We start from the raw sequence: 23,447 nt of genomic DNA, 5'->3' as shown, positions 1-23,447 counted from the left end.
TATGAAACAGCTTTTTATAGTAGTTATTTCTCTTGCAGCATTTTTTAACAGCTGTGCTCAGAAAAAAAATGATGTTTCCAAAACAAAAACCCAAAAAGTGATGTCAAGATCAATATACGATTATACCGTAGATGCTCTTGAAGAAGGTAAAAAAATAAACTTTGCCGATTTTAAAGACCGAAAAATCTTAATTGTAAATACGGCTTCAAAATGTGGTTTTACTCCTCAGTATGAAGATTTAGAAAAATTATCTAAAGAATTTGAAGGAAAATTGGTGGTTGTAGGTTTTCCTGCCAATAATTTTGGAGGTCAGGAACCAGGAACGAATATAGAAATCGGAGCTTTTTGTCAGAAAAATTATGGTGTTACTTTTCCTTTGGCTTCTAAAGTTTCGGTAAAAGGTGAAGACATGGCTCCAATTTTTAAATTTCTTACCGAAAAAAGCCTTAATGGAGTAAAAGATACAAAAATAGAATGGAACTTCACTAAATTTTTAATCGACGAGAATGGTAAACTTATCGACAGTTTCCCAAGTAAAGTGAAACCTACAGACGAAGAAATTTTGAAATATCTTAGATAAACAAAAAGTGGATTTTAAATAATCCGCTTTTTTAATGTTTTACTAAAATTTTATCACTTGCTTTTTTACTTAAAATTTCAGTTTTTCCTAATAATTCTATGGTGATAGATTGATCGAAATCTTCAATTTTTACAATTTTTATCTTGCTGTTCAAAAGTAAATTTCTTTCGGTAAGATAATTGAGAAAAGCGTCGTCAGAAAGGGTAACGGAAGCGAAAATTACGGATTCTCCTACTTTGCAGTTGCTTAATTTTTGTAAATCCTGAGAAATAATATTTCCATCTTTGTCGGGAATAGGCTCTCCGTGAGGATCAAATTTCGGAAAATCTAAAATTTCATCCATTTTATCGAAGAAAATTTTAGAATGAACATGCTCTAATTGTTCGGCAATTTCATGCACATTTTCCCAACCAAAATTCATTTTTTTTACGAGAAACATTTCTGTTAAGCGGTGTTTTCTTACAACCAAAGCCGCTTCTCTTCTTCCTTTTTCTGTAACTTTAAGAGGTTTATAAGTTTCATAAATAACCCATTTTTTTTCTGCAAATTTTTTCATCATATTGTTCACGCTGGGCATTTTAACACTGAGAAATTTACTCAGTTCGTTAATGGTTACTTTTCCCTCGCTGTCTACAACATGAAATAAGGCTTTAAGATAGTTTTCTTCTGTAAGTGTTGCTTTCAAAATGTTAGATACTTATAACTACAAATCTAACAAATTATTTTAAGATTTATGGAGAGTTGGTTGGTATTTCATAATTTTGCAATATGAAATTTTCTTTTAAAAACGATTATTCTGAGGGTTGTCATCCCCAGATTTTAGAATCTCTTGTGCGGAATAATTTGGATCAGCAGCCGGGTTACGGTGAAGATAAATACTCTCTGGAAGCTAAAAAAATGCTACGTGAAAAAATAGAAAATCCAGATTCTGAAATTTATTTTGTTTCCGGCGGAACTCAAGCCAATTTAATTGTTATTTCCTCTATTTTAAGACCTTATCAATGTGTAATTTCTGCAAATGCTGGACATATTCTGAATAATGAAACCGGTGCGATTGAAGCAACTGGACATAAGATTTTAGGGATTGAAAATAAGGAAGGAAAACTTTTCCCAACCGATATTATTCCAGTTTTAGAAAGCAATAAAAATATTCCGCATCAGGTGATGCCAAAATTGGTTTATATTTCTAATTCTACCGAACTGGGAACTATTTACACGAAAGAAGAACTTACAAATCTTTCAAAATTTTGTAAAGAAAACAATCTTTATCTCTTTATGGACGGTGCGAGATTAGGTCATGCTTTAACTTCAGAAATATCTGATCTTACCTTAAAAGATATTGCTGAACTAACCGATGTTTTCTATTTAGGCGGAACTAAAAACGGAGCTTTATTAGGTGAAGCCATTATCATCAATAATAAAGAATTGCAGCCTAATTTCGGGTTTAATATTAAACAGAAAGGAGCATTATTGGCAAAAGGAAGGCTCTTAGGAATTCAGTTTTTAGAATTAATGAAAAATAACCTGTATTTCAACTTGGCAAAAAATGCCAATCAACAGGCAATGAAAATAAAAAAATCTTTAACTGAAATGGGATTTCATTTTCTTGCAGATACTTACACCAATCAGATTTTCCCAATTTTAAGCAATGAATTAATTGATATTTTATCTCATCAATTTGATTTCTATGTTTGGCAAAAAGTAGATGAAGAATATTCTGCCATACGTCTCATTACTTCATGGTGTACGCCAGATGAAGCTGTGGAAGAATTTATCAGACAAATTAGAAAATAAAAAAATGCAGCTTATATTTTATAGCTGCATTTTTTATGATGATGGGAAGTTTTATCTATCAATAGATCCCAAAACTTTTTGTGCAAAAGAATTAAGTGCGTCTTTCTCACTCATTCCATCCTGTACATTATTATGAACTTCCAATGCTCCACAGATATTGGTGATAAGTTCACCTGCAACATTAAGATCTTCTTCTGATGTTCCTCTGAATTCTGAAAAACTTTCTAAAACTTCTAAAGTCTTTTCAAGATTTTCGCGAGTTTGTGTTTGATAAAACTGTCTTATGATGGGTAATTTCATTACGCTAATTCGTTAAATAAATTGGTAAGACTTTCTGCCTGATTAGATTGTACCTGGTTTAGCAATTCACCGTTTTTGAAGATCGCAAAAGTAGGCAGATTATCTACTTTAGCCAGTTTTCTGCTTTCCGGAAGTTTTTCGGCATCAACATACAAAAAAGGAATACTTTCGTTTTCAGAAGCTAGTTTTTTGAATTTCGGCTTCATAATTCTACAGTTTCCACACCATGTTGCTCCGTACTGTACCACAACTTTATCATTACTTTTTACAATATCCTGTAAAGTGTCTTCTGTTAATTCTGTATACATAATTTTAAATTTTAAAATGTATTAAATTGAAAATGAGATAATAACAGATGTTAAAAACTCTGAATTGTATTATCTCATTTTCAGATTTATTTTCTCTTAGTTTTTAGCTAAATATTCTGCTGTAGAAGTTCTGTCAGCTTTCATAGCATCTTTACCTTCTTCCCAGTTTGCAGGACAAACTTCTCCAAATTTCTGAACGTGAGTATAAGCATCAATTAATCTTAAATATTCTTTCACGTTTCTACCCAAAGGCATATCGTTTACAGATTCGTGGAAGATTTTTCCGGTTTCATCAATTAAGTAAGTTGCTCTGTAAGTTACGTTAGAACCTGTGAAAACTTCTTCACCTTCTTCATTGTATTCGAAATCCTGATCTACGATTCCTAAAATATTTGCCAACTGTCTGTGTGTATCTGCCAATAAAGGATAAGTAACACCTTCAATTCCTCCGTTGTCTTTTGCAACATTTAACCATGCAAAATGAACTTCGTTAGTATCACAAGATGCACCAATTACTTTTGTGTTTCTTTTTTCAAACTCTGGTAAAGCTTCCTGAAAAGCGTGAAGCTCTGTTGGGCAAACAAAAGTAAAATCTTTTGGGTACCAGAATAAAAGAACTTTTTGTTGCTTTGAAGTTGCTTCTTCAAATACATTTATTCTTAAATCGTCGCCCATATCAGACATTGCATCAACAGTAACATTTGGGAATTTTTTTCCAACTAAAGACATAATTTTTATTTTTTTGATTGTTATTTATACTGCAAATTTAGAGTTTTTTATCTATCAAAAAAATGATTTTCGATAAATAAAATCTATATTAATTTAAGCTAAATAAAAAGACCCAACATATTGTGTTGAGCCTTATATTTTGTAAAGAATTTAAGATTATTTAGTAATATCTCTTCCAATAACCAATCTTTGGATTTCAGAAGTTCCTTCACCAATGGTACAAAGTTTAGAATCTCTGTAGAATTTTTCTGCTGGGAAATCTTTGGTATAACCATATCCTCCGAAAATCTGAACAGCATTATTGGAAATTCTTACACAAGCTTCAGATGCATATAATTTTGCCATTGCACCTTCTTTTGTCATTTTCTGTTTTGCGTTTTTGAGTGTAGATGCTCTTTGGATTAATAATTCTGCAGCATCAATTTCAGTTGCCATATCTGCAAGCATAAAGTTGATTGCCTGAAAGTCTGAAATAGATTTTCCGAACTGTTTTCTTTCTTTAGCATATTTTAAAGCAGCTTTATAAGCTCCTCTTGCAGTACCTAAACTAAGAGCTGCAATAGAAATTCTTCCTCCATCCAAAATTTTCATTGCTTGTTTAAAACCTTCACCTACTTCTCCTAATCTGTGAGAATCGGGAACTCTTACATTGTCGAAAATAAGTTCAGCCGTTTCTGAAGCTCTCATTCCTAATTTATTTTCTTTTTTACCAGAAGTAAAACCAGCCATTCCTTTTTCTAAAACGAATGCAGTAGAATTATTTTTAGCTCCTTTTTCACCTGTTCTGGTCATTACTACAGCAATATCTCCAGAAATAGCATGAGTAATGAAGTTTTTAGCTCCATTTATAATCCATTCATCTCCATCTTTTACGGCAGTAGTAGACATTCCCCCTGAGTCTGAACCAGTATTGTGCTCAGTTAATCCCCAAGCTCCAATTACTTTTCCTGTTGCCAACTGCGGAAGCCATTTCTTTTTCTGATCTTCATTACCAAATTCGTAGATGTGATTGGTACAAAGCGAATTGTGAGCCGCTACAGAAAGCCCAATTGAAGGATCTACCTGAGAAATCTCATCAAGAATAGCAACATACTCGTGATAGCCAAGACCGGAACCTCCATATTCCTCAGGAATTACAATTCCCATAAAGCCCATATCGCCTAACTGATGAAAAAGTTCTTTAGGGAAAGTCTGGCTTTCGTCCCATTCCATAATATTAGGTCTAATATTTTTTTCAGCAAATTCTTTTGCTGTTTCTGCTATCATTTTAATGTTGTTAATCGTTTCTGTATTCATATTACATATAGTTATTTCCCAAAGATAATTAAATTGTTGAAAATAGAAAGAAATTTCTATTTCATGATATTCATTAGTTGCAAAATGCTGAAAATCAATGTAAATTAAATTAATACATTAACATAATATTAATTTAAAAAAATAGTATTGTATTAGATTTAATAGCTATTTTAGCCGTCCAATTTTGATGATATGCAAAAAACACTGGTTTCTATATTTTTTTTATCGGTAATGGTATCGGCGCAGGCTCCGTCAGGATATTATAACGGAACTTCAGGACTTACAGGATATGCTTTGAAATCTAAGCTTCATGAAATTATTTCCAATAAGTTTGTCAATTGGCATTATGGTGACTTGCCTAATTTCTACAATCAAACAGATTTGGATAAATATTATGATCATGGACCAAGTAATACAACGATTTTATTAGATATTTATTCTGAAATACCTAATGGACCAGATTTATATGAGTACACTTCTGCAAATGTAGCCAGTAGTGCATCTGCCGAAGGAGCAGGATATAATAGAGAACACATGATGCCACAGAGTACTTTCAATGGTAATTATCCTATGTATTCCGATATATTTTATATCATTCCGGCGGATGCTTATATCAACCAGAGAAGAAGCAATTATCCTTATGGAATTGCAAATTCTACTATATATAATACTTTTAGTAATGGTTCAAAAATTGGAAATAGTGGTATTCCCAATTATCCTTATGCATCTAGAGTGTATGAACCTATTGATGAATTTAAAGGAGATGTTGCCAGAAGTCTGCTTTATTTTGTGGTAAGATATGAAGGTAAGCTGAACAGTTTTAATTATGATTACAGTTCTTCAAGTACAATTACACCGGCAAATGACCAATGTCCACTAGACGGCACCGAAGAAAGAGCTTTCGATAATGCGTATATTGCGATGCTTTTACAATGGCACCAGCAAGATCCTGTTTCTCAGAGGGAAATCGACAGAAATAATGCTGTATATAATTTACAGAAAAATAGAAATCCTTTTATTGACAATCCTTCTTGGGTAAATGATATTTGGGGACAAACTCCAGATAATATTGCACCACAATCTCCGCAAAATTTAACGGTAACTCAGAACAGTGCTTATTTTAATACCTTAAGCTGGTCTCCAAGCAGCAGCTCTGATGTTATTGGATATAAAATTTATCAGAACGGTGTTTTAATTGGCTCTACCAGAGAAACTACATTCAGTGCAGATCACCTTAATCCTTCTACTTCTTATACTTATACTGTAAAAGCTTATGATAACGGATATCTATTGTCTGCCGATAGTAATAGTATTTCTGCAACAACTTTAGGAAATGATAGTTATGCAAAAGATTTAATTATAACAAAATATTTGGAAGGAACATCTAATAATAAGGCAATTGAGATAACAAATAAAACAGGACATTCTGTTAATCTTAATAATTATCGTTTGTTTATACAGTTTCCTAGTAGTAGCAGCTACTATTTTCCATCACCTTATGAATTGGAAGGAATTATTGAGAATAATGAATCATTTGTGGTGATAAATCCTAGTGCTAATTTTTCGTGTTACACTGTGGATCAGGCAAAATTAGCTACTTCCGCTCCGCAAATGACGTATTCTGGAAGCCAATATTTAGAATTAAGATATAAATCTTCACCCATAGATGTTATGGGAGTTTCTGGAGTAAATAATTCTTCGGTTTTAGCAAATGTTTCTTTGTATAGAAAATCTACAGTAAATCAACCTGCAAATTTATTCAGTATAACAGAATGGAATTCTTATCCGAGTAATTACTGTCAGAACTTAGGAAATTTAGCTACAGAAGAGTCTGTAAAGAATAAAGAAAACAATATTAGAATTTATCCAAACCCGGCTGAAGAATTTATTTTTGTTGAAGGAGCAACAGAAAAAATTTCAACGGCTAAAATTTTTGATATGTCCGGAAGGTTAATGATTTCTGAAAACAATCCATTCAGAAATAAAAAATCTATTACGGTGAAAAATCTTTCTTCTGGAAATTATTTACTAAATCTTGAAGGTAAAGTTTATCAGTTTATTAAAAAATAATAATTAAGGACAAATAAAGTAGAAAATAGTAGATCTGAAGTGTTGAGGGAGTGTGGTTCAAAAAAAACCCAGCCGAAGCTGGGTAAAAACTAATAACCATGAAAACTCAAATTAAACATGAGAATCGCTATTGTAATAACAATTAGTATGCCAAAAAAGAGATGCGAATTTCTTAATATGTGTTAGAAATTGTTAAAATTAATTTAAATATTTATTTTCATTATTTTTTGTACTTTTGCACCGTTAAAAAAATATTCAAAAAGATATGTCAAATATTACATTTACAATGATTAAACCTGACGCTGTTGCAGATGGTCACATTGGAGCTATTTTAGGAAAAATTTCAGAAGGAGGTTTCAAAATTAAAGCATTAAAATTAACTCAACTTACTGTTGCTGATGCAAAAAAATTCTATGAAGTTCATGCTGAAAGACCTTTTTATGGCGAACTTGTAGAATTTATGAGCTCAGGTCCAATTGTAGCAGCTGTTTTGGAGAAAGATAATGCTGTTGAAGATTTCAGAACTCTAATCGGATCTACAAATCCTGCTGAAGCTGCTGAAGGTACAATCAGAAAAATATTTGCAAGAAGCATTGGTGAAAACGCAGTTCATGGTTCAGATTCTAATGAGAATGCTCTAATTGAAGCACAATTTCACTTTTCCGGAAGAGAAATTTTCTAATTAGTTTTTTGTTTAAAAAATATATATCCGGAATTATTTCCGGATTTTTTATTTAGCCGAATTTCAAAATAGTTTTGAATTTAATTTTAAATTTTAGCAAATAATTTAAAACAGATTAATTGAATTCTAAACGTTATTTAGTTAATAAAAGTCCGCTTTACAAACTGCAAAGCGGACTTTTTATGTGTTTTATTTCTTAAACCTTCATAAGTTCGATGGTACGTTCAGGAGATTCTGCGGAGAAGACCGCATTTCCTGCAACAAGAACATCTGCACCGGCTTCGAAAAGTTTTGCTGCATTTTCCAAGTTTACACCTCCGTCAACTTCAATAAGTGCTGTAGAGTTATTGCTTAAAATAAGATCTTTGGTTTCTGCAATTTTTTTGTAGGTATTTTCTATGAATTTTTGCCCGCCAAATCCGGGGTTTACACTCATTAAGAGAACCAAATCAACATCAGCAATAATATCTTCTAACATTAAGACAGGAGTAGAAGGGTTAAGAACTACGCCCGCTTTTATACCTCTACTTTGGATATGATGAATAGTTCTGTGTAGATGAGTGCAAGCTTCATAATGTACAGAAATAAGGTCAGCTCCATGATCTATGAATTCATCTACGTATTGATCGGGCTCTACAATCATGAGATGTACATCTACAAATTTCTTGCTGTGTTGCTGTACAGTTTTCATTACGGGGAAACCATAAGAAATATTAGGGACGAATCTTCCATCCATTATATCGATATGCAACCAATCTGCCTGAGAGTTGTTAACCATTTCAATATCTCTTTGCAGATTCCCAAAATCTGCAGCCAAAAGGGAAGGAGCAATTAGCTTTGTTTTCATTTTACTTTTGCTTAAATGTTTTTAGCTTATTTAATGATACTTTAATTTCATTTCCGGAGTAATTTTCAGAAGTGTTTCATAGATAAGTTTTATAACATTAGAAACATCTTCTTTAGAAACCATCTCTACCGTTGTATGCATATATCGCAAAGGTAAGGAAATCAAAGCACTTGGAACGCCACCGTTAGAATGAGCAAAAGCATCGGTATCTGTTCCTGTTGCTCTGCTCGCTGCAGCACGTTGATAAGGTATTTTTTTGTTTTTTGCAGTTTCTATAATAAGTTCCCGAACTTTATGATGTACACTTGGGGCAAAGAAAACTACCGGTCCGTTGCCACATTTTTGGTCTCCTTCTTTCTTTTTCTCAATCATTGGAGTTGTGGTATCGTGGGTAACGTCTGTAACAATAGCAATATTGGGTTTAATGGTATCGGCAATCATATCTGCTCCGTATAAGCCCACTTCTTCCTGTACAGAATTGGTTATATAAAGACCGAACGGAATAGATTTTTTGTTTTCTTTTAAAAGTCTTGCAACTTCGGCAATCATAAATCCTCCGATTCTGTTATCTAAAGCTCTGCACACAAAATATCGGTCATTCATTTCAAAAAATTCGTCCGGATAGGTAATCATACATCCTACGAAAATTCCAAGCTCTTCAACTTCTTTTTTGGATGTAGCGCCGCAATCTATAAATATGTTTTCGATTTTTGGAGTAGGTTCATTCTGATTATTGCTTCTTGTATGAATCGCCGGCCATCCGAAAACACCTTTTACAATGCCTTTTTCACCATGAATACTTACCGTTTTTGAAGGTGCAATCGTTTGATCTGATCCACCGTTTCTAATGACATAAATTAATCCATCATCGGTAATATAATTTACATACCAAGAAATTTCATCAGCATGGGCTTCTATAACTACTTTAAACTCGGCTTCGGGATTGATGATTCCGTAGCAGGTACCATAATGATCTACTTCTACTTTGTCTACGTATGGAGTGATGTAATCCATCCAGATTTTTTGCCCTTCGTGTTCATAACCTGTTGGAGATGATGTATTAAGGTATTTTTCCAGGAATTTCATCGATTTCTTTTCAAATTTCATAAGAAAGGAATGATTTTTGTTAATGAATTTTGTTATTAATACCTGTAAAAATAATGAAATTTCATAAAATTATCTGCCTTTTTCTCATGTTTTTAGGTGCGCACTTCTTCGGGCAGAAAGATTCTGTGATTACTAAGTCTTTAGATCAGTATCCTCAAGATCAGCTTCAGAAAGACGAATTTGGAAACAAATATTATTATGATGAAAGACAAAAAGCAAAAATCTACGAAATAAATGGGGAAACCGTAGTGGTAATGGATGAGCTTACGTTGCTCAATAAACCGAGATTTAACAATCAGTTGGATAAAAATTACTATTATTTTCTGAATAAAAAATTATATCGTGTATATCCGCTTTTTTTAACAGCATTACAACAATACAGGGATATTAATATTGAAATGAGCAATATGGACTCTGCGGCAAAACGCAAATACGTAAGAGACCGACAAAATATGCTTGCAGATCAGTACGAAAAACAGTTAAAAGATCTTACTACTACTGAAGGGCAGGTTTTTGCAAAATTGATGAATCGTGCTACCGGAAAAAATGTTTTTGAAATTATTAAAGAATTGCGTGGCGGATGGAGTGCTTTTTGGTGGAATTTAAAAGGGAAAATGGCAGATATAGATCTGAAAGACCAATATAATCCACATAAAAACAGAACAGATGAATTTTTAGAGTCTTTACTTCAGTCGAACTGGAATTCTGGTTATTTAGAACCATATCCGGGAGCAAAAGATTTTAAAGTTTCGAGATAACAAAAATTCCTGTAGATTTCTACAGGAATTTTTGTTTCAGCTTATTAAAAACTATTCTATCAATTGGCAATGAAAACGGGTTTTCGGGCTGGTCTATGGATAGCCATTCTGCTTTTTCTATGCAAGGATCAAGAATAATGAAATCTTCTTCGTTCACAATATTAACTAAGTAATATATCGTAAGCAGTTGCTCGTTATCTCGAAATCGTGAAACTAAAAAATCTTCCTGAGTATAAAAGTGTTCTACAATTTCAATATCTACATTCAGTTCCTCTGTAAATTCTCTTTTAAGACATTCTTTCAATCCTTCTCCAAATTCCAAACCGCCACCAGGAAATTTCATTAATGGTTCTCCTGCATACTCTTCAAAAAGCGTAAGAACTTTTTTATCTTTAACTACGCAAGCATACACTCTAATGTTGAAACTGTTAATCATAATAACTATTTTGTTTAGCTAATGTAAGTAAATTTTAAATGAACAGATTGTGAGATAAGCAATGTTTTTAAAGCTTAATCGCATTAATCATTTCTCTTTTACCAGGAGGCCCATCTTTTTTCTCAACTTTAAAATTGAGGTCCTGTAAAATTCTTCTCACACTTCCTTTAGATGAATAAGTTGTTAACAATCCGTTTTGCGTCATTTTATCTGCAACCATTTCGAAAAGAGGTTTTTCCCATAAATCTGGCTGGACTCGAGCTCCGAAACAGTCGAAGTAAACAAGGTTAATTGCGGGTAATTCAATATTTGCAAGATCGAAAAAGTCACAATTAATTTTCTTCAGGTTGAAGCCTTCGGTAATTTCAATATTTTTTTCCCATTCACTATGATGAATTTTCTGATAAATATTCTTTAATTCTGCGTTATCAAATAATTCAAAATATGCCAAATCTTCTATTTCAGATTCATTTATGGGATACTTTTCAAGAGAAAAATAATTTATGATATGATTTTTGTCAGTTTTTAAATATTCATCAATTGTTACTAAAACATTCAAACCTGTTCCAAAACCGAGTTCTAAAATGTTGATTTCATAATCATAAACTAAATTTAATCCGTTTTTAATAAACACATGTTTTGCCTCTTGTAATGCACCGTGATGAGAATGATAGTTTTCATTTAACTCATTTATAAACAATGTTTTACTGCCATCATTGGTGGTTTTAATCTCTCTTTTCAAGCTATTTTTTTTTCAAATTTAACCTAAAATTTTTATATTTAAAAAATTATATTAAATTTGTAGAACATCATAAAAAATTTTAAAAATGATAATTCAAAAAACTGAAAACTCCAGAATTTCTACTTTCGATCCTAACAACTTTTCTTTTGGAAATACTTTCATCGATCACATGATCATCTGCGAGTACGAAAACGGAAAATGGGGAGAAGTAAAATTGGTTCCTTACGGTCCTCTACCATTTACACCAGCCATGATGGGAGTAAATTACGGACAAGCGTGTTTTGAAGGTATGAAAGCCTACAAAGACAAAGATGGACAGGTTTTCCTTTTCAGGCCTGAAAAGAATTTTGAACGTATCAACAAATCTGCTAAGCGTCTTGCAATGCCTGAAGTTACAGAAGAAATGTTTATTGAAGGGTTAAAAGCTTTAGTAGATGTAGATAGAGCTTGGATTCCGCAAGGTGAAGGAATGTCTTTATACATAAGACCTTTAATTTTCGCAACTGAAGAAGCTTTAAAAGCCAGAGTAGCCAACAAATATATGTTTGCAATTGTTGCAACACCAGCAAAAATGTATTACACAGAACCAGTTTCTGTGAAAATTTCTGATCATTATTCTAGAGCGGCAAACGGTGGAGTAGGATCTGCAAAAGCAGCAGGGAACTATGCGGCATCTTTTTACCCAACACAATTGGCAATAGAAGAAGGTTATGAGCAAATTATCTGGACAGATGATGCTACACACGAATATTTTGAGGAAAGTGGAACTATGAACGTTTTTGTAAGAATTAACGATACAATTTTTACGCCTCCGACTTCTGAGAAAATTCTTGATGGTGTTACAAGAGACAGTTTCATTCAGCTTGCTAAAAAAAGAGGAATAGAAGTGAAAATTGAGCCAGTAAAAGTAAAAGAAGTTATTGAAGCTCAAAAAAATGGAACCCTGAAAGAAGTTTGGGGAGTAGGAACTGCTGTTGTTACAACTGTTTTCCAAGCTTTAGGATACAATGGAGAAAAGTTAGAATTGCCAAGATTGTCCGATGAAGAAAGCTATGCAGTAACACTTAAAAACGATTTGGTGAATTTACAGACCAATCTTTCTGATGATTCTTTTGGATGGAGAGTCCTTGTAAACCATGTTATGGAAACTGTTTAAGAACATCTACAATATATAATTGAAGCCGGATTTTTCCGGCTTTTTTGTTTTTTAAAGCTTTATTTGGATTGAAATTTGTTTAAAAACAAGCGATTTATAGACGAATAATTACCAGAAACTTTGATGCTGAAATTACCATAAATTCCGTAATTTTGCACAGCGTGATTTTCTGGTAAAATCACACCAAATTATGAGTAAATCAACAGAATATATAGAAGTTTACGGTGCCCGTGAACATAATCTTAAAAACATCAATGTAAAAATTCCGAGAAACGAACTGGTAGTAATTACCGGGCTTTCTGGTAGCGGAAAATCTTCACTTGCGTTCGATACTATTTTTGCTGAAGGACAGAGAAGATACATAGAAACTTTTTCTGCCTATGCAAGACAGTTTTTAGGAGGTTTAGAACGTCCGGATGTCGATAAAATTGAAGGATTATCTCCTGTAATTGCTATTGAGCAAAAAACGACCAATAAAAATCCTCGTTCTACGGTAGGAACTGTTACCGAACTGTATGATTTTCTCCGTTTGCTGTTTGCAAGAGTTTCTGATGCCTATTCTCAAACAACTGGAAAAAAACTGGTAAGCTATACCGAAGAACAGATTCTCGAAACCATTAAAGAAAATTATAAGGGTGAAAAAATCATGCTGATGGCACCTGTTGTTCGGTCTAGAAAAGGACATTACCATGAACTTTTTGTACAAATGGCTAAAAAAGGATACGGACAAGCCAGAATTGATGGTGAATTGCAGGATATTGAATATGATTTAAAGCTAGACCGCTACAAAACTCACGATATCGATATTGTAATCGACCGCTGGATTATTGGAGAAAGTGCTTCCGAAGCAAGAATGGAAAAGTCTTTGCGTACAGCCATGGAAATGGGAGAGGGTTTAATTGGAATTCAGAAATTAGGAAGCAGCGATATCGAATATTTTTCTAAAAATTTAATGGATGCAGAAACAGGTCATTCATTGGCATTACCTGAACCTAATACTTTCTCTTTCAACTCTCCGAAAGGAAGCTGCCCGAATTGTAAAGGTTTAGGAACTATCAAGAAAATAAATTCAGATTATTTTGTTGAAAATGATAAATTATCGATTAACCAAGGTGGTTTATTGCCTCTTGAAGATATAAAATCTAATAAATACATTCTTTCTCAAATTAAAAATATTCTGGAGATTTTTGGCCTAGATTTAACTACGTCTTTCAAAGATATTCCTAAAGAAGCTTTAGATTATATTTACAATGGCTGTCATAAAGAGTTTAATAAAGACTTGAAATATGCCGGAATTACAAAAAAAATAAAAATTAGTTTTGACGGTCTTATTCCATTTATGGAAGAAATGATTGAAGAAAGAGAGTCTTACGAAGCTATTTTACTGGAAAGACATTTTACTACCGAAGAAACTTGCCCTGAATGTAAAGGAACACGACTTCAACCTGGAAGTCTAAGTTTTAAAATCGATGGTAAAAACATTGCTGAAATTAATGCATTAAGTTTATCTGATCTAAAAGAATGGTTAGCGGATGTTAAACATAAGTTTTCAGAAAAAAATGCCATCATAGCTCATGAAATTTTAAAGGAAATTGAAACCAGACTTCAGTTTTTATTAGATGTCGGTTTAGATTATTTAAGTCTAAGCAGAAGCTCTAAAACACTTTCGGGAGGAGAATCTCAGAGAATTCGACTAGCTACTCAGATTGGTTCTCAACTTGTGAATGTTTTGTATATTTTGGATGAACCCAGTATCGGGCTTCATCAAAGAGATAATGAAAGATTGATTAATTCATTAAAAAATCTCCGCGATATAGGAAATTCTGTGTTGGTTGTGGAACATGATAAAGACATGATTTTGGAAGCCGATGAAGTTTTGGATGTAGGTCCAAGAGCCGGAAAATTTGGAGGTGAGATTCTGTGGCAGGGGAAACCGAAAGATTTAGTGAATGCAGATACGATTACAGCCCAATATATCAACGGAAAGAGAAAAATAGAAATTCCTGCTGAAAGACGTAAAGGAAACGGCAAAAATATCGTTCTAAAAGGTGCAACAGGAAATAATTTGAAAAATGTTACTCTCGATATTCCTTTAGGAAAATTGGTTGTAGTATCCGGTATTTCAGGAAGTGGGAAATCTTCATTAATTAATGGTACGTTATATCCTATTCTGAACAAGCATTTTTACAGAGCTGTTCAGGAACCTTTACCTTACAAGAAAATTGAAGGCCTTGAAAATATCGACAAAATTGTAGATGTAGACCAAACTCCTATCGGAAGAACCCCAAGATCTAATCCTGCAACTTATACAGGAATGTTTACAGACATAAGAAATCTATTTGCTGAATTACCAGAATCTAAAATTCGAGGATACAAGCCCGGAAGGTTTTCTTTTAACGTAAAAGGTGGAAGATGCGAAACTTGTCAGGGTGGAGGTCTTAAAGTTATTGAAATGAATTTTTTACCAGATGTTTATGTTCATTGTGAAACCTGTAATGGAAAACGTTTTAACAGAGAAACACTGGAGGTAAGATATAAAGGAAAATCTATTTCGGATGTTTTGGAAATGACAATAGATGAAGCAGTTGATTTCTTTCAGCCCATTCCGAAAATTTTTGCAAAGGTTAAAACTTTAAACGATGTTGGTTTAGGATATATAACTTTAGGTCAGCAATCTACAACGCTTTCTGGAGGAGAAGCCCAACGCATAAAACTGGCAACTGAACTTTCTAAAAGACAGACCGGAAATACGCTTTATATTTTAGATGAACCCACAACTGGACTTCATTTTGAAGATGTAAAAATACTTATGGATGCTATCAATCAGTTGGTAGATTTAGGGAATTCATTTATTATTATTGAACACAATATGGACGTAATAAAAATGGCAGATTATATCATAGACGTAGGACCTGAAGGCGGTAAACATGGCGGACAAATCGTGGCTCAGGGAACTCCCGAAGAAATAATAAAGTCTAAAAAAAGCCTTACCGGAAAATTCCTGAAAAAAGAATTTTAGATAAAATGCAAAAATCCGTCAAACATTAAATGTTGACGGATTTTTAATATCATTTAGAAACGATTATTCTGCATCGTATTTGCTGATAACTTTTTGAGTAACCCCAGAACTGCTGAAACCACCATCATGGAAAAGATTCTGCATTGTTACTTTTCTAGTAAGATCTGAGAATAAAGTCACGCAGTAATCTGCACATTCTGAAGCTGTTGCATTACCCAGAGGAGACATATCTTCAGCGTATCCTAAGAAACCACCAAAACCTTTCACGCCACTACCAGCTGTTGTAGGTGTTGGAGATTGCGATACTGTATTAACACGTACTTTTCTTTCTCCCCAATAATTTCCGAAAGTTCTAGCAATACTTTCTAGATAAGCTTTATTATCAGACATATCGTTATAGTCTGGAAATGTTCTCTGAGCTGCAATATAAGTAAGTGCTAAAATACTTCCCCACTCATTCATGCAATTTTTCTCATAAGCCACTCTCATCACTTTGTGGAAAGACACCGCAGAAATATCCCAACCTTTTTCCAGCCAATCATAATTCATATCTGTATAATGTTTACCTTTTCTTACGTTGATAGACATTCCTATAGAGTGAAGTATGAAATCTATTTTTCCAAATTTAGCAATAGCGGCATCAAAAAGTTTTTCAAGATCTTCTACCGAAGTTGCATCTGCACCAATCACTTCAGAACCAGTTTTCTCAGCTAAACCGTTTAACTCGCCCATTCTAAGAGCAATAGGAGCATTAGATAAGATAAATTCTGCACCTTCTTCGTGACATCTTTCTGCAACTTTCCATGCGATAGATTGTTCATTAAGGGCTCCAAAAATAATTCCCTTCTTGCCTTTAAGTAAACCGTATGACATAATTTTTTAATGTTTATTAAGCTACAAATGTAACAAATATTTGTGTTTAAAGCATAACAAAAAAACGAAGCCTTAAAAAAAGACTTCGTTTCTGATAATATATATAAGATTAAAAAACTATTAGTTTGTTTTCTTATTCCATTCTGCTTTTACATCTTCTGCAGCATCTTTAGTTTTTTCCCAAGCTTCGTTTGCTCCGTCTTTTATATCTTCCCAAGTATCAGATACGTTTGCTTTAACTCTGTCTAGCCAATCTTCATGAGAAGCTTCTTCATCATTATTCCTTTTTTCGTTGATGTAATCTCTAGCTCTGTCTGCCAAATCACTGATTTTCCATTTTGCATCAGTTGCAGCATTTCTTAAAGTATTTTCTGTGTTGTCTACTGCTTTTTCAGCTTTGTTGTAATCTTGATTGTTCATAATATTTTAATTTAGTATGTTATATCTATAGTTACACAATAAGTATTCCTAAATAATTTTACAAAAGTTAAAAAAATCATAATTTTTGTATCATTAATAGCTACAGAATTATTTCTCCTAAAAATTAAATTTCTTATTTTTTAATTTGCAACATATTTATTAGTTTAAAAAAATCAAAAATAATTTTGAAAATAAACTTACTCTTCTAAATATTTTTTTCAAATAGATATATTATGTATGTCGATCTTTTTAAATTTCGCAAATAACTGTATATTAAATATTTATAAAATATAATTTTGAATAGTTATTAAATAGTCTTAAAAATTTGTGTAAATTTGCATCCTGAATAACTGAAATGAAAAGAATCTCACTAATATCTTCAAGCTTAATTGCGTTGTTATCATCCAATTATTTGCTTTCTCAGGTTGGGATTGGTACATCAACGCCTGATGCTTCATCAATATTGCATTTAAATAGTTCAAATAAAGGATTACTATTAACCAGTGTAGCATTAACTTCTACAACGGATGCTTCAACAATATCATCTCCTGCAATAGGACTTTTAGTATGGAATAATGGTAATGGAGGTCTTGCCCCTGTAGGATTATATTACTGGAATAACTCTCAATGGAATATACTTTCAGCTGGAGGAGGAGGAAGCAGTAATGGTTGGAATACTACTGGAACAAATATCGGTACATATTCTGGAAGTTCAACTTCTTTAGCTTTGGGAACTTCAACTTATGATGATTTAATTTTTAAAATTAATTCATCAATAGCAGGTCGTTTGGGTGTTAATAATTCGGTGGCTTTAGGAACTTCTTCCACAGCCGCACAAAATGCAATAGCAATTGGAAATGGGGCTAATGCAGCATATCAAGCAACCGCAATTGGATATAATGCAAAGGTGACTTCTAATGATGCAACCGCAATTGGAGAAAATTCGGAAGCTGCAGGATATCAATCAATAGCAATAGGATATAATTCTAAGACAAATTCTAACGGTGAAACTGCTATTGGAATAAATTCTATTACCAATAATCAAAATTCAACTGCTATTGGAAATCAAAGTTCAGCTACTGGACAAAATTCAACTGCTATTGGATATGGTGCTTCTACTTCGCAGTTTAACGCTATTGTTTTAGGCAATAATAATGCAAACGTTGGAATTGGTACCAGTACACCTAATACATCAGCAAAGTTGGATGTAAATGGACAATATAAACTGGGAGAAAAGGGTACTTTGCAGAAAAATCTTATCAGTTTTGATGTATATCCTTCCATATCAATAAATAATTTGGGTGCAGGACAAACAACTACATTAAGTATTACAATTCCAGCAGGATTATTGTCTTCCACAAAAGCGACAATAACAGTTACTCCCGATGGTAATTTTCTAGGTACAACTTTTGCTATGTCTAATGCAAGAGTTAATTCTACAGCAGATGCTGTAATTAATCTAACCAATATTTCAAATTCACCCGCGAGTTTAAGCTCAGGACATTTTTATGTAACAATCAACGAATTTTAAAAAAAGGATTTCAAATTTTGAAATCCTTTTTTTAATTTATTTAATTATTCTATCTAAAACCCATTCAATCAGATTTTTTTCTGAAGCATGATGGTCTGCAGAAAATTCTCCACGTCGTCTGTTGGCAATAACATTATTTACCGTTATTGCTTTATGTCCTAATAATTTTGAAAACGCATAAATTGCAGAGGTTTCCATTTCAAAATTGGTAATTCCCAGTTCATTTAAAGTTTCTAGAAACTTATCATCCAAAGCTTTCAAACGAAGTTGTCTTCCTTGCGGAGCATAAAAACCGGGAAAAGTTGCCGTATTACCATGATAAGCCGCATCGCTATATAAAGAACTCAATTCTTCAGACCATTCCGAAAAATAAAGCATAGACTTTACCTTTTCATAAGGAAACTGATCTAAAAACTTTTTGGAGAAATCGTTTTCAAATTGATAATCCTGATAAAAGTTCATTAATCCGTCTAAGCCGACAACATTTTGGGTAACAAGCATATTATCAACCTTTACATCGGGATTTACACTTCCGCAAGTTCCCATTCTGAAAAGGCTGAGCGAATGATGACTGCTCTTAAATTCTTTATTTTTTAAATCGATATTTACCAAAGCATCAAGTTCGTTCATTACGATATCGATGTTTTCGGTACCAATTCCGGTAGACATTACCGAAATTCTTTCACCTCGCAAAGTCCCGGTATGCGTGTAAAACTCTCTTTTGTTCTTTTTAATTTCTACTTTATCGAAGTATTTTGAAACTTTCGGAACTCTGTCGGGATCACCAACCAATATTATTTTATCTGCAATATCTTCAGGAAGAAGATTAAGGTGATAAACACTACCATCATCGTTCAGAACCAACTCTGAAGCTGCCAATTTATTAAGCATAATTTTTTTATTAAAAATGGGGGCGTTAAGATAAGAATTTAGTTTTAATTAAACTTTTTTAAAGATAACTATAAATTCATTTATCATTAAAATTCGTGTAATAAATGATGTATAGTTTTGCAATTATTATTTTTACTTTCTCTGTTGCTGTCGTCATTTTCTTTGATGATGGCAATTTTTTTAAAGAAAGCTCATTATTAACTAACCGCCAACTCTTTTGGTTTTATAACCCATATCTTTAAGAATAGTCATTATTTTGTCGCGGTTATCACCTTGAATAATAATTGTGCCATCTTTCTCGGAGCCACCTATTCCTAATGTTGTTTTAATTTTTTTAGATATTTTTTTTAAATCGTCATCATTGCCTTCCCAACCTTCAACAATCGTTACAGGTTTTCCGTTTCTGCCTTTTTTTTCAAATTTACAGATGAGAGGTTCTTTTTGCTTGAATTTTTCTTCCGGCATTTCAAAATCCTGTTCTTCATGATCAGGAAAAAGGTTTTTTAATTGATCTCTTAAATCCATAAAACAAAATTAAAAATAAAATTAATAATCTGTCATTTAAAATATTCTTTACTGAATAAAATTAAAGCTTTCAAATGCTATAATTCATCATAAAATCAATAAATTTGTTTGTTAAAAAATTAGAAAATGTCTAAAAAAGCAATATTAGCAATACTTGATGGATGGGGTTTAGGAAAAAATCCAAATGTTTCTGCCTTAGCACAGGCAAATACGCCATTCATAGATAGCTGTTTACAAAAATTCCCTCATACTACTCTGGAAGCAAGCGGTTTAGCAGTTGGGCTTCCTGCAGGACAAATGGGGAACTCTGAAGTGGGGCATATGAATTTGGGTGCAGGTAGAGTTGTGTATCAGAATCTGGTAAAACTCAACATGGCTGTGGAAAACGGAACTTTAGGCCACGAAAAAGTAATTCAGGATGCATTCGCATATGCAAAACTCGAAAATAAAAACATTCATTTTATAGGTTTGGTTTCTAATGGCGGTGTTCATTCTCATATCAATCATTTAAAAGGTTTATTATCGGCTGCGAACGATTTTGGTTTAAAGGAAAACGTTTATGTACACGCATTTACAGACGGGAGAGATTGCGATCCGCATTCCGGATTGGGTTTTGTTGAAGAATTGCAGAATCACATGAGCCAAACTACGGGTAAGTTAGCTTCCATCATTGGTAGATATTACGCTATGGACAGAGATAGAAGATGGGAACGTGTAAAACTTGCTTACGATGCAATGGTAGAAGGAGTAGGATTACAGACTACAGATGCTTTATCAGCCATTAAATCTTCGTATGAAGAAAATATTACCGACGAATTTATTAAGCCGATAATTTTGGTTAAAACTACTCAGATGGGTAATGTGGTTCCTGTAGCAAAAATTACGGATAAAGATGTGGTTATCTGCTTCAACTTCCGTACAGACAGAGGTAGAGAAATTACAGAAGTGCTTTGCCAACACGATATGCCGGAATATTCTATGCACAAATTAGACCTGCATTATATTACGCTTACCAATTACGATAAAACTTACCAAAATGTAAATGTTGTTTTTGATGAAGAAGTTCTAAAAGAAACAATGGGTGAAATTTTGGAAAGAAACGGAAGAACACAAATAAGAATTGCTGAAACCGAAAAATATCCGCACGTTACATTTTTCTTTTCAGGAGGAAGAGAAGATGAGTTTCACGGTGAGAAAAGATTATTGTGCCCGAGTCCGAAAGACGTTCCTACTTACGATTTAAAACCAGAAATGTCCGCATACGATATTACCAATGCAATTTTACCCGAATTGGAAAATGAAACTGCAGATTTCGTTTGCTTAAATTTTGCAAATACAGATATGGTAGGACACACAGGTGTTTTTGAAGCTGCAGTAAAAGCTGCAGAAACGGTAGACCAATGTATTGAAAAAGTTGCAACTATGGCGTACGAACACAATTATGCTGTTTTTATTTTAGCCGATCATGGTAATTCTGATGTAATGATTAATGAAGACGGATCTCCAAACACTCAGCATTCTACCAACTTGGTACCTTTTATTGTAATGGATAAAGATAAATCATGGAATTTAAAACCAGGTAAATTAGGTGATGTTGCTCCTACAATTCTATCTGTAATGGGAGTGGAAATTCCTGCAGTAATGACGGGTAATATACTAGTTTCCTAGTTTTTTATAATAAAAATTCAAAAACAGCGTTATTCAGTAGAAGCGCTGTTTTTTTTATGATTTATATCAGAGATAATATGAGATACATACAATAGTATGCTTTAAATAATAAATAAATCATATCTTTGTTAATTAATAATTTTATTTTTAGATGTACAATAAGCTGGTAAGAAAAGAGGTAATGGGTATTTTGGAAAAGGAAGTCAGTTCTTTTCTTGAGAATTTTTTGACTCCAATTGAAAAAATATGGCAACCTTCAGATTTTTTACCGGATCCATCCAGTGAAAGTTTTAAATACGATTTAGAAGAAATTCAGACTTTTGCACGAGAGATGCCTTACGATTTGTTTGTAACACTCATTGGCGACTGTATTACGGAGGAAGCTTTGCCTTCTTACGAATCTTGGTTAATGGGAGTAGACGGAGTAAATCAGGAAGAAAAAGTAGGTTGGGCAAACTGGGTTAGATCTTGGACAGCTGAAGAAAACAGACACGGAGATTTATTGAATAAATATCTTTATCTCTGCGGTAGAGTTAATATGCGTGAAGTTGAAATTACTACACAATACCTTATTAGCGACGGTTTTGATCTTGGAACAAGTATGGATCCGTACAGAAACTTTGTCTACACAAGTTTTCAGGAAACAGCAACTAATATTTCTCACAGAAGGGTAGGTACTTTGGCAAAACAGTCAGGTAACGGCAAACTAGCAAAAATGTGCGGTGTTATTGCTGCAGACGAAGCTAGACATGCTAAAGCCTATAAACATTTTGTAACTAGAATTCTAGAATTAGACCCATCAGAAATGATTTTGGCATTTGAAGACATGATGAGAAAAAAAATAGTAATGCCTGCACACATGATGAGACAGTCTGGCCAGAAAGCGGGAGAACTTTGGGGACATTTTTCGGATGCTGCACAAAGATGCATGGTTTACACCGGACAAGATTACATCAACATCATGAAAGATCTTCTGGACGAATGGAAAATAGAGCATATTAAAGGGCTTACAGAAAAAGCAGAAAAAGCTCAGGAATACCTTATGAAACTTCCATCAAGATTGCAGAAAATTACAGACAGACTTTCTACTCCAGATTTGCAGTTTGAATTTAGTTGGGTGAAAAACTAGACTATTTTTAACATTAAATTATAAAAGAGAGTGCCGATAGTTTTTCGGCACTCTTTTATTTATTTCTTATCTTTGCAAAGTTTAAAACGCAAAAATGTTACAAAATAAAAAAATAGCGGTGGATTTTGATGGAACGATTGTAGATGATGCATATCCAGCCATCGGAAAAGCTAAAATATTTGCTTTTGAAACCCTCAAAAAATTACAGTCAGAAGGTTATAGACTCATACTTTGGACTTACAGACACGGTAAAACATTAGATGAAGCTGTAGAATTCTGCAGACAAAACGGATTAGAATTTTATGCTGTAAATTCAAGTTTTGAAGGAGAAGTTTTTGATTCTGAAAAACAATCCAGAAAACTAGATGCAGACTGGTTTATAGATGACAGAAACATCGGTGGTTTTCCGGGATGGGGAGAGATTTATAACATCATCAAAGAAAGAATTGAATTCCGTGTGGAAGGGAGAGAGGTTTTAGCTTATTCAAAGCTTAAAAAAGAAAAGAAAAAAGGATTATTCTGGTAGAATAACTAATATAACAATATAGTAATGTAGCAATTCACCTATGATAATTGTTACATTATT

The 23,447-nt window shown here is 33.1% G+C and carries 24 protein-coding genes; 11 read left to right on the top strand and 13 right to left on the bottom strand.

Annotation, left to right across the window (positions count from 1 at the left end; translation table 11 throughout):
• Position 1: 1 nt before the first annotated feature.
• A complete protein-coding gene (locus MTP08_RS06750; protein WP_243577624.1) occupies positions 2-580 on the top strand; it encodes a glutathione peroxidase in 579 nt (192 codons plus the stop codon).
• 31 nt (positions 581-611) lie between these two features.
• Here the strand turns inward: MTP08_RS06750 and MTP08_RS06745 are convergent, their stop codons facing one another.
• On the bottom strand, positions 612-1,265 hold the full coding sequence (locus MTP08_RS06745) for a metal-dependent transcriptional regulator (protein WP_243577623.1): 654 nt from the start codon (positions 1,263-1,265) through the stop codon (positions 612-614).
• A gap of 83 nt (positions 1,266-1,348) precedes the next feature.
• On the opposite strand from MTP08_RS06745, the gene MTP08_RS06740 reads away from it, so the two are divergent.
• Positions 1,349-2,374 carry a threonine aldolase family protein gene (locus MTP08_RS06740; protein ID WP_243577622.1) on the top strand — a complete coding sequence of 342 codons (1,026 nt, stop codon included), beginning with the start codon at positions 1,349-1,351 and terminating at the stop codon, positions 2,372-2,374.
• A gap of 51 nt (positions 2,375-2,425) precedes the next feature.
• On the opposite strand, the gene MTP08_RS06735 is transcribed toward MTP08_RS06740, so the two are convergent.
• The 4 genes from MTP08_RS06735 to MTP08_RS06720 form a co-directional block, all read right to left on the bottom strand.
• Positions 2,426-2,674 (bottom strand): DUF6952 family protein, encoded by a 249-nt coding sequence (locus tag MTP08_RS06735; protein ID WP_243577621.1) that lies wholly within the window; start codon positions 2,672-2,674, stop codon positions 2,426-2,428.
• Positions 2,674-2,982, bottom strand: a complete 309-nt coding sequence (locus MTP08_RS06730) for a thioredoxin family protein (RefSeq protein ID WP_209390634.1) — start codon at positions 2,980-2,982, stop codon at positions 2,674-2,676. The genes MTP08_RS06735 and MTP08_RS06730 overlap by 1 nt, the downstream gene beginning before the upstream one ends.
• A gap of 96 nt (positions 2,983-3,078) precedes the next feature.
• The gene (locus MTP08_RS06725) at positions 3,079-3,711 is read right to left on the bottom strand and encodes a peroxiredoxin (protein ID WP_209390633.1); all 633 of its coding nucleotides are present in this window, start codon (positions 3,709-3,711) and stop codon (positions 3,079-3,081) included.
• A gap of 156 nt (positions 3,712-3,867) precedes the next feature.
• Positions 3,868-5,007: an acyl-CoA dehydrogenase family protein gene (locus MTP08_RS06720; protein ID WP_243577620.1), complete on the bottom strand. Its 1,140-nt coding sequence runs from the start codon at positions 5,005-5,007 to the stop codon at positions 3,868-3,870.
• Between the two features lie 192 nt (positions 5,008-5,199).
• Between MTP08_RS06720 and MTP08_RS06715 the strand changes: the two genes are divergently transcribed.
• Both MTP08_RS06715 and MTP08_RS06710 read left to right on the top strand, forming a co-directional pair.
• Complete coding sequence (locus MTP08_RS06715; protein ID WP_243577619.1) at positions 5,200-7,077, top strand: endonuclease; 1,878 nt, start codon at positions 5,200-5,202, stop codon at positions 7,075-7,077.
• A 265-nt stretch (positions 7,078-7,342) separates the two neighbouring features.
• Positions 7,343-7,759 carry a nucleoside-diphosphate kinase gene (locus MTP08_RS06710; protein WP_243577618.1) on the top strand — a complete coding sequence of 139 codons (417 nt, stop codon included), beginning with the start codon at positions 7,343-7,345 and terminating at the stop codon, positions 7,757-7,759.
• 196 nt (positions 7,760-7,955) lie between these two features.
• On the opposite strand, the gene rpe is transcribed toward MTP08_RS06710, so the two are convergent.
• A complete protein-coding gene (gene rpe, locus MTP08_RS06705) occupies positions 7,956-8,606 on the bottom strand; it encodes a ribulose-phosphate 3-epimerase (RefSeq protein ID WP_243577617.1) in 651 nt (216 codons plus the stop codon).
• A gap of 30 nt (positions 8,607-8,636) precedes the next feature.
• Positions 8,637-9,713, bottom strand: a complete 1,077-nt coding sequence (gene chrP / locus MTP08_RS06700; protein WP_243577616.1) for a chryseobasin maturation metalloprotease ChrP — start codon at positions 9,711-9,713, stop codon at positions 8,637-8,639.
• 53 nt (positions 9,714-9,766) lie between these two features.
• Here chrP and MTP08_RS06695 point away from each other — a divergent pair, with 53 nt between their 5' ends.
• Positions 9,767-10,471 (top strand): DUF4294 domain-containing protein, encoded by a 705-nt coding sequence (locus MTP08_RS06695; protein ID WP_243577615.1) that lies wholly within the window; start codon positions 9,767-9,769, stop codon positions 10,469-10,471.
• A 19-nt stretch (positions 10,472-10,490) separates the two neighbouring features.
• On the opposite strand, the gene MTP08_RS06690 is transcribed toward MTP08_RS06695, so the two are convergent.
• Positions 10,491-10,907 (bottom strand): NUDIX domain-containing protein, encoded by a 417-nt coding sequence (locus MTP08_RS06690; RefSeq protein ID WP_243577614.1) that lies wholly within the window; start codon positions 10,905-10,907, stop codon positions 10,491-10,493.
• Between the two features lie 67 nt (positions 10,908-10,974).
• Positions 10,975-11,649, bottom strand: coding sequence for a tRNA (5-methylaminomethyl-2-thiouridine)(34)-methyltransferase MnmD (gene mnmD, locus MTP08_RS06685; RefSeq protein ID WP_243577613.1), 675 nt, complete (start codon positions 11,647-11,649; stop codon positions 10,975-10,977).
• Between the two features lie 85 nt (positions 11,650-11,734).
• Here mnmD and MTP08_RS06680 point away from each other — a divergent pair, with 85 nt between their 5' ends.
• A complete protein-coding gene (locus tag MTP08_RS06680) occupies positions 11,735-12,805 on the top strand; it encodes a branched-chain amino acid aminotransferase (protein ID WP_243577612.1) in 1,071 nt (356 codons plus the stop codon).
• A gap of 190 nt (positions 12,806-12,995) precedes the next feature.
• The gene (gene uvrA / locus MTP08_RS06675; RefSeq protein WP_243577611.1) at positions 12,996-15,824 is read left to right on the top strand and encodes an excinuclease ABC subunit UvrA; all 2,829 of its coding nucleotides are present in this window, start codon (positions 12,996-12,998) and stop codon (positions 15,822-15,824) included.
• A gap of 63 nt (positions 15,825-15,887) precedes the next feature.
• Here uvrA and MTP08_RS06670 read toward each other — a convergent pair whose 3' ends face one another.
• Both MTP08_RS06670 and MTP08_RS06665 read right to left on the bottom strand, forming a co-directional pair.
• Positions 15,888-16,697, bottom strand: coding sequence for an enoyl-ACP reductase FabI (locus MTP08_RS06670; RefSeq protein WP_243577610.1), 810 nt, complete (start codon positions 16,695-16,697; stop codon positions 15,888-15,890).
• Positions 16,698-16,817: 120 nt separating this feature from the next.
• Complete coding sequence (locus tag MTP08_RS06665) at positions 16,818-17,117, bottom strand: hypothetical protein (RefSeq protein WP_243577609.1); 300 nt, start codon at positions 17,115-17,117, stop codon at positions 16,818-16,820.
• Positions 17,118-17,472: 355 nt separating this feature from the next.
• On the opposite strand from MTP08_RS06665, the gene MTP08_RS06660 reads away from it, so the two are divergent.
• Positions 17,473-18,648 (top strand): hypothetical protein, encoded by a 1,176-nt coding sequence (locus tag MTP08_RS06660; protein WP_243577608.1) that lies wholly within the window; start codon positions 17,473-17,475, stop codon positions 18,646-18,648.
• A gap of 36 nt (positions 18,649-18,684) precedes the next feature.
• On the opposite strand, the gene MTP08_RS06655 is transcribed toward MTP08_RS06660, so the two are convergent.
• Positions 18,685-19,539 carry a nucleoside phosphorylase gene (locus tag MTP08_RS06655; RefSeq protein WP_243577607.1) on the bottom strand — a complete coding sequence of 285 codons (855 nt, stop codon included), beginning with the start codon at positions 19,537-19,539 and terminating at the stop codon, positions 18,685-18,687.
• Between the two features lie 201 nt (positions 19,540-19,740).
• Positions 19,741-20,064, bottom strand: coding sequence for a translation initiation factor (locus tag MTP08_RS06650; RefSeq protein WP_243577606.1), 324 nt, complete (start codon positions 20,062-20,064; stop codon positions 19,741-19,743).
• Positions 20,065-20,190: 126 nt separating this feature from the next.
• Between MTP08_RS06650 and gpmI the strand changes: the two genes are divergently transcribed.
• The 3 genes from gpmI to MTP08_RS06635 all read left to right on the top strand — a co-directional run bounded on the left by gpmI (position 20,191) and on the right by MTP08_RS06635 (position 23,387).
• Complete coding sequence (gene gpmI, locus MTP08_RS06645) at positions 20,191-21,732, top strand: 2,3-bisphosphoglycerate-independent phosphoglycerate mutase (protein WP_243577605.1); 1,542 nt, start codon at positions 20,191-20,193, stop codon at positions 21,730-21,732.
• Between the two features lie 151 nt (positions 21,733-21,883).
• The gene (locus tag MTP08_RS06640; RefSeq protein ID WP_243577604.1) at positions 21,884-22,861 is read left to right on the top strand and encodes an acyl-ACP desaturase; all 978 of its coding nucleotides are present in this window, start codon (positions 21,884-21,886) and stop codon (positions 22,859-22,861) included.
• Between the two features lie 94 nt (positions 22,862-22,955).
• Positions 22,956-23,387, top strand: coding sequence for a BT0820 family HAD-type phosphatase (locus MTP08_RS06635; protein ID WP_209390653.1), 432 nt, complete (start codon positions 22,956-22,958; stop codon positions 23,385-23,387).
• The last annotated feature ends 60 nt before the right edge of the window (positions 23,388-23,447 follow it).

The organism is Chryseobacterium oryzae (assembly GCF_022811665.1).
Classification (GTDB): domain Bacteria; phylum Bacteroidota; class Bacteroidia; order Flavobacteriales; family Weeksellaceae; genus Chryseobacterium; species Chryseobacterium oryzae.
Note: the sequence above shows the minus strand (reverse complement) of the source record. Positions and strands in the feature narration are given on the sequence as shown.

Excerpts from the sequence above, each read along its gene's own strand:
- MTP08_RS06730 (WP_209390634.1), bottom strand. The coding sequence starts at position 2,982 with ATGTATACAGAATTAACAGAAGACACTTTACAGGATATTGTAAAAAGT.
- chrP (WP_243577616.1), bottom strand. The coding sequence starts at position 9,713 with ATGAAATTTGAAAAGAAATCGATGAAATTCCTGGAAAAATACCTTAAT.
- MTP08_RS06735 (WP_243577621.1), bottom strand. The coding sequence starts at position 2,674 with ATGAAATTACCCATCATAAGACAGTTTTATCAAACACAAACTCGCGAA.
- MTP08_RS06650 (WP_243577606.1), bottom strand. The coding sequence starts at position 20,064 with ATGGATTTAAGAGATCAATTAAAAAACCTTTTTCCTGATCATGAAGAA.
- MTP08_RS06665 (WP_243577609.1), bottom strand. The coding sequence starts at position 17,117 with ATGAACAATCAAGATTACAACAAAGCTGAAAAAGCAGTAGACAACACA.
- MTP08_RS06655 (WP_243577607.1), bottom strand. The coding sequence starts at position 19,539 with ATGCTTAATAAATTGGCAGCTTCAGAGTTGGTTCTGAACGATGATGGT.
- MTP08_RS06725 (WP_209390633.1), bottom strand. The coding sequence starts at position 3,711 with ATGTCTTTAGTTGGAAAAAAATTCCCAAATGTTACTGTTGATGCAATG.
- gpmI (WP_243577605.1), top strand. The coding sequence starts at position 20,191 with ATGTCTAAAAAAGCAATATTAGCAATACTTGATGGATGGGGTTTAGGA.
- MTP08_RS06720 (WP_243577620.1), bottom strand. The coding sequence starts at position 5,007 with ATGAATACAGAAACGATTAACAACATTAAAATGATAGCAGAAACAGCA.
- rpe (WP_243577617.1), bottom strand. The coding sequence starts at position 8,606 with ATGAAAACAAAGCTAATTGCTCCTTCCCTTTTGGCTGCAGATTTTGGG.
- uvrA (WP_243577611.1), top strand. The coding sequence starts at position 12,996 with ATGAGTAAATCAACAGAATATATAGAAGTTTACGGTGCCCGTGAACAT.
- MTP08_RS06670 (WP_243577610.1), bottom strand. The coding sequence starts at position 16,697 with ATGTCATACGGTTTACTTAAAGGCAAGAAGGGAATTATTTTTGGAGCC.
- MTP08_RS06695 (WP_243577615.1), top strand. The coding sequence starts at position 9,767 with ATGAAATTTCATAAAATTATCTGCCTTTTTCTCATGTTTTTAGGTGCG.
- MTP08_RS06715 (WP_243577619.1), top strand. The coding sequence starts at position 5,200 with ATGCAAAAAACACTGGTTTCTATATTTTTTTTATCGGTAATGGTATCG.
- MTP08_RS06635 (WP_209390653.1), top strand. The coding sequence starts at position 22,956 with ATGTTACAAAATAAAAAAATAGCGGTGGATTTTGATGGAACGATTGTA.
- MTP08_RS06680 (WP_243577612.1), top strand. The coding sequence starts at position 11,735 with ATGATAATTCAAAAAACTGAAAACTCCAGAATTTCTACTTTCGATCCT.
- MTP08_RS06710 (WP_243577618.1), top strand. The coding sequence starts at position 7,343 with ATGTCAAATATTACATTTACAATGATTAAACCTGACGCTGTTGCAGAT.
- MTP08_RS06640 (WP_243577604.1), top strand. The coding sequence starts at position 21,884 with ATGTACAATAAGCTGGTAAGAAAAGAGGTAATGGGTATTTTGGAAAAG.
- MTP08_RS06690 (WP_243577614.1), bottom strand. The coding sequence starts at position 10,907 with ATGATTAACAGTTTCAACATTAGAGTGTATGCTTGCGTAGTTAAAGAT.
- MTP08_RS06750 (WP_243577624.1), top strand. The coding sequence starts at position 2 with ATGAAACAGCTTTTTATAGTAGTTATTTCTCTTGCAGCATTTTTTAAC.
- MTP08_RS06660 (WP_243577608.1), top strand. The coding sequence starts at position 17,473 with ATGAAAAGAATCTCACTAATATCTTCAAGCTTAATTGCGTTGTTATCA.
- MTP08_RS06740 (WP_243577622.1), top strand. The coding sequence starts at position 1,349 with ATGAAATTTTCTTTTAAAAACGATTATTCTGAGGGTTGTCATCCCCAG.